12 protein-coding genes are annotated in these 13,557 nt (G+C 44.0%); 10 read left to right on the top strand and 2 right to left on the bottom strand.

All coding sequences use genetic code 11. The annotated features are described in order from the left end of the window. Positions 1-18 precede the first annotated feature (18 nt). The gene (gene arsC, locus ACYVGZ_RS05985; RefSeq protein ID WP_460752610.1) at positions 19-438 is read left to right on the top strand and encodes an arsenate reductase (glutaredoxin); all 420 of its coding nucleotides are present in this window, start codon (positions 19-21) and stop codon (positions 436-438) included. 59 nt (positions 439-497) lie between these two features. On the opposite strand, the gene ACYVGZ_RS05990 is transcribed toward arsC, so the two are convergent. Beyond that, positions 498-1,049 (bottom strand): ricin-type beta-trefoil lectin domain protein, encoded by a 552-nt coding sequence (locus tag ACYVGZ_RS05990; RefSeq protein ID WP_460752612.1) that lies wholly within the window; start codon positions 1,047-1,049, stop codon positions 498-500. Positions 1,050-1,319: 270 nt separating this feature from the next. Between ACYVGZ_RS05990 and ACYVGZ_RS05995 the strand changes: the two genes are divergently transcribed. Then, a complete protein-coding gene (locus ACYVGZ_RS05995) occupies positions 1,320-1,835 on the top strand; it encodes a hypothetical protein (protein ID WP_460752615.1) in 516 nt (171 codons plus the stop codon). Positions 1,836-2,021: 186 nt separating this feature from the next. Here the strand turns inward: ACYVGZ_RS05995 and ACYVGZ_RS06000 are convergent, their stop codons facing one another. Beyond that, entirely contained in the window at positions 2,022-3,893 is a 1,872-nt protein-coding gene (locus tag ACYVGZ_RS06000) for a methyl-accepting chemotaxis protein (RefSeq protein WP_460752618.1), read from the bottom strand. Between the two features lie 157 nt (positions 3,894-4,050). Here ACYVGZ_RS06000 and ACYVGZ_RS06005 point away from each other — a divergent pair, with 157 nt between their 5' ends. The 8 genes from ACYVGZ_RS06005 to ACYVGZ_RS06040 all read left to right on the top strand — a co-directional run bounded on the left by ACYVGZ_RS06005 (position 4,051) and on the right by ACYVGZ_RS06040 (position 13,486). Then, on the top strand, positions 4,051-4,815 hold the full coding sequence (locus ACYVGZ_RS06005; RefSeq protein ID WP_460752621.1) for an FCD domain-containing protein: 765 nt from the start codon (positions 4,051-4,053) through the stop codon (positions 4,813-4,815). A 60-nt stretch (positions 4,816-4,875) separates the two neighbouring features. Continuing rightward, complete coding sequence (locus tag ACYVGZ_RS06010) at positions 4,876-5,901, top strand: LacI family DNA-binding transcriptional regulator (RefSeq protein WP_460752624.1); 1,026 nt, start codon at positions 4,876-4,878, stop codon at positions 5,899-5,901. A 138-nt stretch (positions 5,902-6,039) separates the two neighbouring features. After that, on the top strand, positions 6,040-7,122 hold the full coding sequence (locus ACYVGZ_RS06015; protein ID WP_460752627.1) for a mandelate racemase/muconate lactonizing enzyme family protein: 1,083 nt from the start codon (positions 6,040-6,042) through the stop codon (positions 7,120-7,122). A gap of 90 nt (positions 7,123-7,212) precedes the next feature. After that, positions 7,213-8,175: an ABC transporter substrate-binding protein gene (locus ACYVGZ_RS06020; RefSeq protein ID WP_460752630.1), complete on the top strand. Its 963-nt coding sequence runs from the start codon at positions 7,213-7,215 to the stop codon at positions 8,173-8,175. A gap of 69 nt (positions 8,176-8,244) precedes the next feature. Then, positions 8,245-9,783 (top strand): sugar ABC transporter ATP-binding protein, encoded by a 1,539-nt coding sequence (locus tag ACYVGZ_RS06025; protein ID WP_460752633.1) that lies wholly within the window; start codon positions 8,245-8,247, stop codon positions 9,781-9,783. A 35-nt stretch (positions 9,784-9,818) separates the two neighbouring features. Further along, positions 9,819-10,826: an ABC transporter permease gene (locus ACYVGZ_RS06030; RefSeq protein ID WP_460752637.1), complete on the top strand. Its 1,008-nt coding sequence runs from the start codon at positions 9,819-9,821 to the stop codon at positions 10,824-10,826. Beyond that, positions 10,823-11,821: an ABC transporter permease gene (locus ACYVGZ_RS06035; protein ID WP_460752640.1), complete on the top strand. Its 999-nt coding sequence runs from the start codon at positions 10,823-10,825 to the stop codon at positions 11,819-11,821. The genes ACYVGZ_RS06030 and ACYVGZ_RS06035 overlap by 4 nt, the downstream gene beginning before the upstream one ends. A 36-nt stretch (positions 11,822-11,857) precedes the next feature. Further along, positions 11,858-13,486: a GMC family oxidoreductase gene (locus ACYVGZ_RS06040; protein ID WP_460752643.1), complete on the top strand. Its 1,629-nt coding sequence runs from the start codon at positions 11,858-11,860 to the stop codon at positions 13,484-13,486. Positions 13,487-13,557: the final 71 nt, after the last annotated feature.

The raw sequence follows: 13,557 nt of genomic DNA on the forward strand, positions 1-13,557 counted from the left end.
CAGTGGAGAAGAAGTTCCATGATTGTTATACATCATAACCCTGACTGCGGAACGTCTCGTAATGTGCTGGCAACCATTAAGGCGGCAGGTTACGAGCCAATTGTGATCGAGTATTTAAGTGAAGGCTGGACTAAGCCACAATTGTTGGCGTTGTTTGCAGCGGCTAACTTAACACCAAGACAAGCCCTCAGGACAACAAAATCTCCAGCTCAAGAACTTGGTTTATTAGATGAATCCGTTTCTGATGACGAGCTGCTAGAGGCGATGTTAGTACATCCTGTTTTGGTGAACCGCCCTATAGTGTGCTCGCCATTAGGAGTGAAGCTCTGCCGACCTAGTGAGTCAGTGCTAGATTTGTTAGAACAATGGCCTAAAGGGCCCTGGGCTAAAGAAGACGGTCAGCTCATAGTCGATGAACAAGGTAATAGAGTGGATTAAACTGCTAAAAATAGGAATCGGGGAGCACTTAGCTCCCCGATTTACTTTTCTCGTTGATATTAGCTCGGATCGTCATCGTAAGTGCGGGTGCGCCAAGTTTGATACGCCGCTCTCTGTTCGCTACACTGCTCTAATGTCAGTGTTTTTATTTGGTGTTGAGATGTTCCTCCGCGACCAAAACGGGTCTCTTCACCCGCAGTTAAACAGAGGTTCAGTGCGCTAGAAGGGCTCAGTTTTCCGGTTTGGGTTAGAACAATGCTTTGCTCAGGGCTATCGTTACAAGTGGCTAAGTTGACTTTAGCTCCCGCTTCTAAGCCTGATAACGTCGCGCACACTTCATAGTTAGGCATGTATAAAGCATGATCAGTAAATTTCTTGGTCTCAAAAGCTTGATCTTCCCCTAAACTCCCCCTATAGCTATAACAAGTGTGAGTTTGCAGCCCCTTGCTAATATCAATATTTCGATTCCCCCCTGCTACATCAATACAGTAACCATTCAGAATCCCATCAAGGGGGTCTAACAAGGTTATTTCTACCTGTTGGGCATTCGCTCCCAAACTGGCTAAGGAGACTAAAGTAGCAGTAAACGAGGTTATGCAGAGCTTATTCATGGCCTAAATTTCCGGAGAGTTAATGTCGTAAATAAACTTTAACCTTGTTCGAAAAATGTGCAATAAAACATAAGTTTTTTTACCTAGCTTTACCTATATTTACCTAAATGCATCGTCTTGGCTCAATGGCCTAGGTTTGTCATTGAAACAGTCTTTCAAACTTGCAACTTTCAAGCTTATCTACTTTTATTAAAGGGTACGTTGTAACTGATCAATAAGCATCATCAGACTTAACTGTTGGGCAAGTAGGGTGATGAAGGGGGGGAACTCATGAAACGACTGTACTATATCACCCGAGACCTTGATGATGCCGAAGCAATTTCTAATGAGGTGCATCGCAATGGGGTCGACGACCATCATTTCTATGTGATTAGTCGTGATAGTAAAGGAATACAAACACATCACCTTCATGGAACAGACAAACTCGAAGACACAGGAATTATTCGCTCTCAAAATAGAGCGTATCGTATTGGCGGATGGTCAATTGTAGGGATACTCGCTTTAACTTTGGTTGGAGAAGCGTTAGCTGTCGCTCCACCATTGCCTTTTTTATTGTTTTTACTCGCACTCTCACTATTGGCAACTGTCGCAATTAAGGTAGCGAGTAGCTCGTTTGATGGCTATTTGATGGAGCTGTTAAACCACCATCTTGACCAAGGCGAAGCGGTGCTGGTGTTAGATGTGTCAAAAGAGCAGGTAGAGAAAGTGGATGCCATTATGGATGCGCACCCTAAAGCGAAATTTATTGCAGATTGTTCTAATGCCGATGCAGCTATACCCGAATAGTCACGCCGTTCATGACTCATTCATAAATTCAAAAACTAAAAGCCAAATGTGATCGAGAGACCACATTTGGCTTTTTTAGCTGACGTGCTGGTTGATGAGGTTATGCATCTTTTATTCTAACTCTAAGGGTAGACGGTGTTTGGTTATCCGTGCCTTTATCGAACATCGCTTTAATTGCTTGGTCTCTTACACAGTAAACGAATTTAAAATTGTGTTTTGTTTCTTCACTAATTCAGCCTGATTCTGAGTGATTTGGTTTGCTTGCTGGGCATCACTGGCGACTTGCTCAGACAACCCTTTAATTTTAATGGCATTTTGGCTGACTTCATCAGCAACAGAGCTTTGTTCTTCTGCGGCTGAAGCAATCTGCATGTTCATATCCGTTATTTCTTGAATCGCTGTCAGTATTTTAGCCAAAGCTTGATCGGCCTGTTGTGAGTGGGTAACTGTATTGGCTGCCACATCAATGCTTTGAGACATAGTGACTGATACTTTACTCGTACCTGCTTGAAGTTGCTCGATGGTTTGGCGTATTTCAGTGGTAGATTCTTGAGTGCGTTGCGCTAAGGTGCGTACTTCGTCTGCCACAACCGCAAATCCACGCCCTTGTTCACCCGCACGGGCCGCTTCTATCGCAGCGTTTAAAGCAAGCAAGTTAGTCTGATCAGCGATGTCATTAATTACTTGTAGAATGGACTCAATTTTATCGCTAGCAGCTTCAAGTTCTTTTACTTCTGTTACCGCTTTATTGATTTGCTCAGCCAACGAGTTAATGGCGCTTGATGTTTCCACAACAGTACTTGAACCTTCCGAGACGGCTTCGTTAGCGTCTTGTGTGGCGCTGGCTGCCTGTTGGGCATTTTTCGCGACGTCATTAGACGTTGCTGCCATTTCTTGAATGGCGGTAGCCAATAATTCGAGTTCTTGTAGCTGGTTTTTAACCGCTAAACTTGAATTTTTAGCTGCCTCTGTCGTGGTTTGGGTGCCTTCAAAAATGCTGTTAGCGATATCTTTTGAGGAACGAATTTGCTGTTGTAGGTTTTCAGTGAAGTTATTGAAGTTAGTTGAGAGTTGAGAAAACTCTGGGTCGGTATCAGTGCTCAATCGCTTAGTTAAGTCACCATGGCCATCTGCGATACTTTCTATCGCCGTGTTAAGCGTAGTTAACGGCGTCATTAACTTGCGAATGAGAATGAGCAGAACGCCAACACTTAAAACCACCGCGATAAGGCTATAAACAATAGAAGTGTTACGGGTGCGAGTAACGGCTTGGTATGCAATTGTTTCATCTAAAACGACACCGATATACCAGTTGTGTCCTGCAATGCTTGCAAAGTTAAGTAAGTACTTGTGGCCATCTGGTAAGGTTACTGCTTTATTGACTCCTTCCTCTATGTTCGTATCTGGAAGAAAAACAGACATGCTTTGTCCATTATATTCGCTGTTCGGATGGGCTATTACTGTTTGATCTTGGTCTACAATGAATATGTAGCCTGCATCGAACAAAGCGACACTGTTAACCAAGTCAGACAAGCCAGATAAGCTCATGTCAAAGAAGATTGAACCAGCAAACTGACCATTTTCTTTGATTGGTGTTGCAATGGAGATGAGTATCTCTTTAGTGACTGAATCTGCATAAGGTGCGGTGATAATAAGCTTGTTTTGTGCTTTGGCATCCTTATACCAAGGGCGAACTCTAGGGTCCCATTCTGGGCCCGGGTTCCAATTCGGGTCGCCAGAAAAACGGCTGCCATCCTCAAAGCCTCCGCCTACCAACAAGAAACTATTGCGCAACTGGGCGTTGTTCACTACCTCTGTGACACCTTCGGGAGTAGGAGCTTTGTTTGCCAATGACGTCACGTACTCTGCCAAATCCTTTTTATTAGCAAGCTCACCTGCAATGGTGTTTTGAACACCACTGACAATGTCGTTGATACTTTGGCTAATATTCGCCGACATGTTTGTGCGTATAGTATTGAACTGTTGGAAGCTAAGTAAGCTAATGCTCAAGAGTAATAACGCAGAGGAAGCAAAAACAATTTTGAAAGAGAATTTCATTGGAGGATGCCTTATATGCCAATTTTTTTAAGGATATCTGTAAGGCTGTATTTATTCAATTAATAGGCCTAATTTCCTAGCCCATTAAAGGTATAACTTATGACATTGCTCTCAGGTTTGTATAAAATTACTTTTTATTTTTGTTAAGTATTATTTTATGCCCACCAATGACCGACGTTACCAGCAAGTAGGAAGACAAATCCGTAATACCTTATTATCAGGAGAATTACCTGTTGGTGGTCGATTGCCCTCAGAACGAGAACTTAGCGAGCGCTATGGCGCGAGCCGAGCAACCATTCGTGAAGCCATCGTAATGCTCGAATTACAAGGGTTGGTTAAAGTCAAACAAGGGGCGGGTATTTTTTTCACCGATTCTCCAGATAGAGATTCATTAGTTGGTGAAGCAGAAAGTAGTATTGGACCATTTGAACTATTGCAAGCAAGGCAATTACTCGAAACAAATATTGCTTCTTTTGCCGCGACTCAAATAAGCGCGGCTCATGTACGTGAAATGCGGGCTTTGCTAAAAGCGCAAGAAGAAGAAATTAATGGCGATAGTAAGCGCTTTAATGAGCTAGATCAGAATTTTCATATGGTGATAGCAGACGCCACTCAAAACAACATGATGATCCAGATGGCTCAATCAATGTGGGAAAGTGTGCGCACAGAAAACCCCTTATGGGACGCGCTTAATAAGCAGTATTTTCACGAAAAACGCCTACAATCCTTGTGGTTATCGGATCATAGGAATATTCTCATAGCCCTGCAAAAACGTTCTCCTCAAGAAACCAAGCAAGCGGTTTGGCAGCACATTGAGAACGCCAAGAAAGAATTATTTAAATTGGCAAATGTAGAGGAGCCTGATTTTGAAGGCTTTTTGTTTGCAGCTAACGCCGTTCCTACCATGAACGACGAAGGGTAATGATAACTCAATATTTCTCTAGTTTAGAGAGGCTCCAATAGTCGACTAATGGAAGAACCAATGGCGTCCAAAAAAAACCTAACTTTAAAAGACATCGCAAAAGAACTAGGTGTATCTACTGCAACGGTCTCCTTGTCTATCAATAACAGTCCGCTCGTCGCCGAAAAAACCCGTTTACAAGTGCAAGCTAAAATTAAAGAAGTAGGTTATGTTTACAATCGTCGAGCAGCCAGTTTAATTACAGGTAAAAGCGGTATGGTAGGGCTAGCCGTGCATGACTTTACCAACCCCTACTTTACACAAGTGTGTGCTAGTGTAGAAAAAACCATTGCCGAACAGGGCAAAATGTCTTTGCTGTGCAATAGCCATGAATCTTTAGCATTACAGGAACGGTTTATGAGCGCCTTGGTAGAGCACAACTCAGATGGACTACTATTGTGCCCAGTTGTCGGTACTAAGATTGAAGATCTTGAACCTATTATTACTCGTGGCTTACCAACGGTGTTAGTGACGAGAGACATCGCTGGTGCGAACATGGATTTCGTGGGCAATGACGAAGTTCAATCTATGATGATGGCAACTCAGCATTTAATTGATTTAGGCCATAAACAAATAGCATTTATTGGCGGTGGGCTTGATGCAAAGCCTGCCTATGACCGTCGATATGGCTATACAAAAGCATTAATAGACAATGGGCTAGAAGTGGATCAGGCGAGATTGTTTGACTGCGAAAACAGCTCAGAAGCTGCTGAGGATATGCTTGATTCGGTGTTATCTTCGCCTGTTCCGATTACAGCAATAGTGGGTTTTTCTGATCTCATTGCTTTAGGAGTGATGTCTGGCCTCATTCAGAGAGGTCTTGAGCCTGGCAAGGATATTGCCGTTGTAGGGTGTGATGGTATTTCAGAAAGCAGTCGCCATTACTCACAGCTGACGACCATTAATGTTCAAAAATCTCTTATTGGGGAAACGGCAGCAGACTTCTTGTTCAGAAGACTGGCAGACCCTACCATGCCTCCACAACGTAAAGTATTTACTTCTGAGTTGCTCGTTCGTCGTTCCTGTGGCGCCTATTTGCATCGCTAACTTATTGGTTGAATATTTTTTATAAAATTTAAATCGATTTAAAAAAGTTCTTGCACCTATATTATCCTTGAGCTATAAATTTAAACCGATTTAAAAAAACAATAATATTCATTTTGGAGAGTAGTGGTGAAGGACTCTATGATTAAATCCGTGGACGTACAGTTATTTGCTGTGCCCTTAGCGGAAGTGTTATCCGATGCAATGCACGGAGAGCATACTCACTTTGAATTACTCACAGTCACAATTACCCTTGCTAATGGCCTGCAAGGCACGGGTTATACCTATACGGGTGGAAAGGGCGGGCGAGCCATTCGAGCTCTCATTGAACATGATCTAACACCCATGCTGATTGGTGCCGATGGCGAGGATATTGATGCCATATATACTGCAATGGAATATCAGGTGCACTATGTAGGCCGCGGAGGAATTGTCTCTTTTGCTATGTCTGCTATTGATATTGCACTGTGGGATATTCGATGTCGCTTTTTGGATAAGCCGTTATACCAAGTGCTTGGTGGTACCACTCCTAAAGCCAAAGCTTATCGAGGTGGTATTGATCTGAACTTTCCTTTACCTAAGCTGCTGGAGAATATCCAGAGCTACCTAGATGAAGGCTTTCAAGCCGTGAAGATTAAGGTTGGTAGCCCAACGCTTGCTGAAGATGTGGCTAGGGTAAAAGCCGTTAGGGAGCTAATTGGCCCAAATGTCACTTTCATGGTGGATGCGAATTACTCAATGACAGTTGATGAAGCCATTGCTGCCGCTAATGCATTTTCGCCTTATAATATTTTTTGGTTCGAAGAGCCAACCCTTCCAGACAACTATAAAGGCTTTGCAAAGATAGCAGACGCTTGTAGCTTGCCTTTAGCGATGGGAGAAAATCTACATACTATTCATGAATTTGGCTATGCGTTTGAGCAAGCTAAGCTTTCTTATATTCAACCTGACGCGTCAAATTGTGGGGGCGTAACCGGTTGGCTTGCCGCGGCACAGTTAGCAGATCAATATGCAATACCAGCTTGTTCTCATGGCATGCAAGAGCTGCATGTGAGTTTGGTGTCTGCTCAGCCAAATGCGGGTTGGGTCGAAGTTCATAGCTTCCCTATTGACCAATATACAATGCACCCATTAGTGATTGAAGACGGAATGGCTGTAGCCCCCGACGCTATCGGTATAGGGGTTGAATTTGATTGGGCTAAATTAGCTGCGTTTAAAATTTAAATCGGTTTAAATGGAGGTGTCACACTCTCAATCATAGCGCGATGAAGAAACATTGAATACACAATAAAAATAAATCTGGAGATGTTAAAAATGAACTTAAAGAAAACATTGGTATCGGCTCTAATAGGTATTGCTTCAACTGCGGCGTTAGCAGATTTACCACCACTAGAGAAAAAAGACCGTTATAAAGTCGGGTTTGCTCAAACGGAAAGTAACAACCCTTGGCGAATTGCAGAAACAAAAAGTTTTAAAGATACGGCAAAAACTTGTAATTGGGATCTTGTGTATACAGATGCTGCCGGTTCTGCTGCTAAGCAAGTTTCAGATGTTGATTCAATGATCGCGCAAGGTGTCGATGTGATCTTCCTGCCACCACGAGAAGAGCGCCCTTTATTACCTGCCGTGTTAAGGGCAAAAGCACAAGGGATTCCTGTTTTCCTAGTGGACCGTAGTGTTGACGCTAAGGTTGCAAAACCAGGACGCGATTATGTCACTTTTTTAGGGTCAAACTTCATTGAGCAAGGGCAAATTGCTGCTAAGTGGCTCATTGAAAAAACGGGCGGTAAAGGCATGATCTTGGAGTTAGAGGGTACGACAGGGTCATCGCCAGCTAACGATCGTCGTAAAGGTTTTGACGACGAAATTGCAAAGCATCCTAATATGAAAATTCTAGCTTCTCAGTCTGGCGACTTTGCACGTGATAAAGGCCGTAAAGTGACGGAGACTTTGTTACAGACTTACCCTAATGCAGATGTAATTTATGCCCATAATGACGAAATGGCCATTGGTGCAATTCAAGCTTTGGAAGCGGCAGGAAAAGTGCCAGGTAAAGATGTACTGATCGTATCTGTGGACGGAACGCGAGATGCACTACAAGCTATTATCGATGGCAAAATGGGAGTAACCGTTGAGTCTAGTCCTTTCTTTGGGCCTTTAGCTTGCGAAACCATGAAACGTTATGCCAACGGTGAAACTATCGAGCATTGGGTACGAGTGAAAGACCGTGTTTTCACCATAGACAATGCGGCTAAATTCATTCACGAAGCCTACTAACCTAGCTTTAGCAAGGAAGAAGGGAGGCGCAAGCCTCTCTTCATGTTGATTTAAATAAGTGAGGTTAGGATGAGTAGTATAGAGCCAACAGGGGCGAATGAAACCGGTGATGTCGTGTTGCGAATGGCAGGTATCTGTAAAAGTTTTGCTGGTGTGCCCGCATTAAAAAACGCCAATTTAGACATTAAAGCTGGGCAAGTGCACGCCATTATAGGGCAGAATGGAGCAGGTAAATCTACCCTAATAAAAGTGTTAAACGGTGCCCATAAGCTGGATGAAGGAGAAATCTTTTTTATGGGAGAAAAGGTGTCATACCAGTCTCCTCATCATGCTCAAATGGCTGGTATCAGTACCATTTTTCAAGAAGTTAACCTAGTTTCTTATCGCTCTGTCACAGAGAATATTTGCTTAGGGCACGAGCCTAAGCGCTTAGGCATGGTTGATTGGAATAAAGCCCATGCTCATGCCCGAGCCACTTTGGCGCGTTTTGGGCTCGACATTGAAGTTACCCAGCCATTAAGTACATTCAATATTGCCATCCAACAGTTGGTCGCTATTGCAAGGGCGGTCTCCTTGGACGCCAAGGTCGTCATTATGGATGAGCCGACATCTTCTTTAGATGACAAAGAAAAAGACGTTCTGTTTAAAGTGATTAAGGAGCTACAGAGTGCGGGTGTGGCCATTCTGTATGTTAGCCATCATTTAGAAGAACTGTTTCAAATTTGCGATCAAATTACCGTAATGCGAGATGGACAAACCGTCGACCGTAAGACGATAGACCAAATGACAAAACTCGACATGGTGGCTGCCATGCTGGGTAAAGACCCAGAGGAAATAGCAAAAGGTGGTACTACAGGGTTTGCTTCTTCCGCTTCGGCAACTGAAGAAGTGTTGTTATCAATCGAAAACTTAAAAGGCGCGAATGGCTTAAAGAGTGCTTCCTTTGATTTGCATAAATCGGAGATTCTAGGCTTAGCAGGGCTGCTTGGTTCTGGTCGATCAGAGGTTGCTCGGGCCATATTTGGTCTGGACCATGATTTAAAAAGCGGTCAGATTTCCTTATCTGGTCAATCTGTAGACTTCAATCATCCTAGTAAAGCCATATCCGCAGGGCTAGGGTTCTGCTCAGAAGATCGTAAAGAAGATGGCATCATCCCTCAGCTCTCTGTTCGCGAAAACCTCACTCTGGTGTTACTGCCAAGAATTTCAAAATTTGGTCTCGTAGACAAAGCTCGCGAAAAACAGCTGGTGGAAGATTTTATCCTCAGGCTTGGTATTAAAACGGCCTCTATGGAACAGCCTATCTCGCAATTATCGGGTGGTAATCAGCAGAAGGTGTTGCTGGCTCGTTGGTTAGTGACCAACCCAGATATCCTCATTTTAGACGAGCCGACCCGCGGAATTGATGTGGGAGCAAAGGGCGAAATCCAATCCTTGATTCGTACGCTAGCAGACGACGGTTTGACCGTACTCATGATCTCTTCAGAATTTGAAGAGCTTGTTGAAGGTGCTGATCGGGTAGTGGTACTGCAAGATGGTCGTAGTGTGGCTGAACTCGCACATGAACAACTAACTGAAAACGCCATAATGAAAGCCATTGCACAATAATAATGGCTTCATGAACACAACATGGAGACTTCCAGATGAACACTTCTGTTTTAGAAGACAAAATTAATGGGGCGGCTTCTCCTTCCAAGCGGTTGGTAAAGCAAATACAAAATAATGGCGCATTGTGGGCGTTCTTTTTATTGTTATTGGTCAATATTGTCATTACCCCGAACTTTCTACAAATTCAAACTCTGTATGTAAACCTAACTCAGGTGGCTACCGTGGCGATTGTTGCCATTGGAATGACGTTGGTGATTGCATCTGGAGGCATTGACTTATCGGTAGGCGCACTCATGGCACTGTCGGGAACCATTGCCCCGTTAATTTTCTTGTCTGACTTTGCTGCTCAATCCCCCACGTTAGGGCTCACCTTAGCTATTCTTGTGGCTATATTGGTGGCTGGATTAGCTGGCTTATTTAACGGACTTTTAATCAGTTTTTATAAAATTCAGCCCATTATTGCTACCCTCATTCTCTTCATCTCCGGGCGAGGAATTGCCCAGGTCTTAACGAATGGCGAGCTGCAAACCTTCGATAACCCAAGTTTCGAGTTTATTGGAACAGGGCGTATATTAGGTATACCAGTGCAAGCCATTATTACACTGGTGTTGGCTTTATCGATCGCTTGGGTGTTGAAGCACTCAATTTATGGGCGTTACTTATTGGCAGTAGGTGGCAATGAGAAAGCGGCTGAATTAGCAGGCGTCCCAGCAAAAAAAGTTAAACTGGTTACCTACATGATGTGTGGTTTGTTAGCAGGCATAGCAGGTTTAATCACAACGGCGATTAACTCAGCGTCTGACGCAAACCAAACTGGGCAACTAATGGAGCTGGATGCGATTTCAGCTGCCATTGTTGGCGGAGTATTATTAACTGGCGGCAAAGCACCGATATTAGGAGCAGTACTAGGAGCTGCAATCGTTCAACTAGTTGGCTATACCTTGCTTGCAAATGGCGTGCATGATGCCGTTGCTATGGTGGCAAAAGCGGTGATCATTATTGTCGCTGTTTATCTGCAACAGGTTAGGGGGGCGAAAGCATGAACATACTAACTATGATGTCCTCATTGCCAGGAATGAAGAAAAAAGCTCAGGACTCCCGTCAAGCCGAAGGGGTGCTAGTTGCTCTTGTTGTGATTATTTTCTTCGCGAGTATGCGTTATGACGCGTTTTTAAGCGAATACAACATCATGACATTCTTATCCTATAACTCCATGTTCATCTTGATCGGTTTGGGCATGTGTTTTGTCATTATGACAGGGGGAATCGACCTTTCTGTTGGATCGGTGGTTGCTTTATCTAGTGTCATGGTTGCTAAGGTGAGCCATCTAGGGATAGAGGTGGCGTTACCCGCCGGAATCCTAGTAGGCGTGATAACCGGTGGGATTAATGCTTTTGTGATCACTAAACTGAAGATTGTGCCTTTCATAGCAACGCTCGCCATGATGCTAGGTGCTCGTGGTATGGCGCTAGTGATCTCGGAGAACCAATCGGTACAAGTTTCTTGGGACAGTAATTTCACTCAATTTGGTTTAGGGAAGATGTTCGATTTCTTACCTTGGCCTGTTGTTACCATGCTCATTGCTTTTGCCATTTGCTGGTTTCTGCTAGAAAAGTTTGCATTTGGCCGTCATGTTTTAGCTATCGGTGGAAATGAAGAGGCTTCAAAGCTGATGGGGTTAGAAGTCGATCGTACCTTGTTTGGCGTGTACATCTTAAGTGGTGCCTTGGCTGGTTTGGCTGGCGTTATGCTGGCGTCAGGATTTGGAGCTGGGCAACCATTGGAAGGGCTTGGTTGGGAACTGTCTGCGATTGCTGCAGTAGTCGTTGGCGGAACCTTATTAACAGGGGGGCTTGGGTCTATAACATCGACCCTCCTAGGGGCTATTTTGTTAGGGCTTATTTTCAATATTTTGAATTTCGAGAATGGCTTAGGAACTATCAGTTTTAGTGCCTATTGGCAGTCGGTTATTCGTGGTGGTTTCTTGCTGCTCGTGGTGGTTATTCAAGCCAGAATTATTAACCGCAAGCAGGGCTAATCCATTCATCAGTAGATAGCTCTTCAGGAGGCTCATGTGACTAAATATCAGTATATTGTGGTAGGAGGTGGCTCAGCTGGAGCGGTCGCAGCGGCCACTTTAGCAAGGCACAGTCAGCACAAGGTTTTGCTACTCGAAGGTGGGCATAGCCATAAACATCCATTGTTGGATATGCCAGCCGGTATCTTTAAAATGATTAATGGTAGTAAATACATGCACTATCATCATACCGTACCTCAAACGCACCTAGGAGGCCGAGTTCATGATATTCCTCAGGGCAATGTCCTTGGGGGAGGGTCATCAGTTAACGCTCAGGTGTATATGCGAGGAAGACCCGATGACTATAACGCTTGGGATGAGGCCTTAGGAGGTCATTCTGGTTGGCGATGGCAAGATGTACTGCCTTATTTTAAAGGAGCTGAATCCAATCATAGGTTAAATAACGAGTGGCACGGGGTAGAAGGACCTGTTGCGGTTTCAGACCCGAAACATATTGATGATTCTTCACGGGACTTTGTGCGTAGCGTGCAGGCCCAGGGCGTTCCTTTCAATGATGATTTTAATGGTGCCAAGCAAGTAGGTGTTGGCTTTTATCAGTTTACCAATCGAAATGGGCGTCGTAGTAGTACTGCGTACGCTTATTTAGACCCTAGTGTAGTGCCTGATAACCTTGATATAAAGCTAGAGCATAAAGTGCTTAAAGTTTTACTAGAAGGGGGTAGAGCCATTGGTGTTCGCTATCAAAATGATTCTGGTGCAGAAGTAGAAGCCAAGCTCATAGATCAGCTTAAAGGCGAAGTAATCTTAGCGGCTGGCGCCCTCATTACCCCTAAACTTCTTATGTTGTCTGGAATAGGTGATGCTAAGCAACTTGCCCAACACGATATCCACTGTCATCAGGATTTACCGGGCGTAGGGGAGAACCTTATTGATCACCCTGAAGTGCCTATCATAGCGACAGCGAAGACCGGCTTTGGCTATTATAAGCAAGGTGAGGGTTGGCGTATGTTAAGGAATGGTCTGCAATTTAAGCTCTTTGGTACAGGTCCTGTAACCTCAGCAGGGGTTGAAGCTGGTGCTTTTGTGAATCCAGAATCAAAAAGTGATAATCCGACGATCCAAGCGTTTTGTGTTCCCATGGTGTATCTAGATAGAGACGTTCTTGATCTAGTAGGAAATGAGTATGGCATGACGATAACAACAGTGGTGGTCAAGCCAAAATCAAGGGGATATGTAAGGTTGGCATCTAAAGACCCCTACCAAGCACCTTTAGTTTGCCCTAATCTGTTAAAAGACGAACATGATATGCAAAGCATGATGGCAGGACAGCGTTTCTTTATAGAAACCTTCAAGACACCGCCCCTAGCAAATGCGATAAAACAGGTCATGTTGCCCAATGTTAACGATTTGTCCGATCACGCTTTGCGAGAGCATTGCCAGAAAACCGTAAAAACCAACTATCACCCTGCAGGCACTTGTCGTATGGGGGCTGATAATGACCCAATGGCTGTGTTAGATAAATATTTGCGGGTAAAAGGAATAAAGGGCCTGCGAGTCTGTGATATGTCAGCTGTGCCAGATATTAACGCGGGTAACACTAATGCCGTTGCTATGATGTTAGGAGCTCGTTGTGCCGATTTTATTTTAGCGGATACCCTTGGGTAGCAAGATCAAAGCAATGGTTTAACGTAAAAATCCCCTGCTGTTTCACAGCAGGGGATTTTTGTTGATTGATA

The organism is Marinomonas epiphytica (assembly GCF_054780655.1).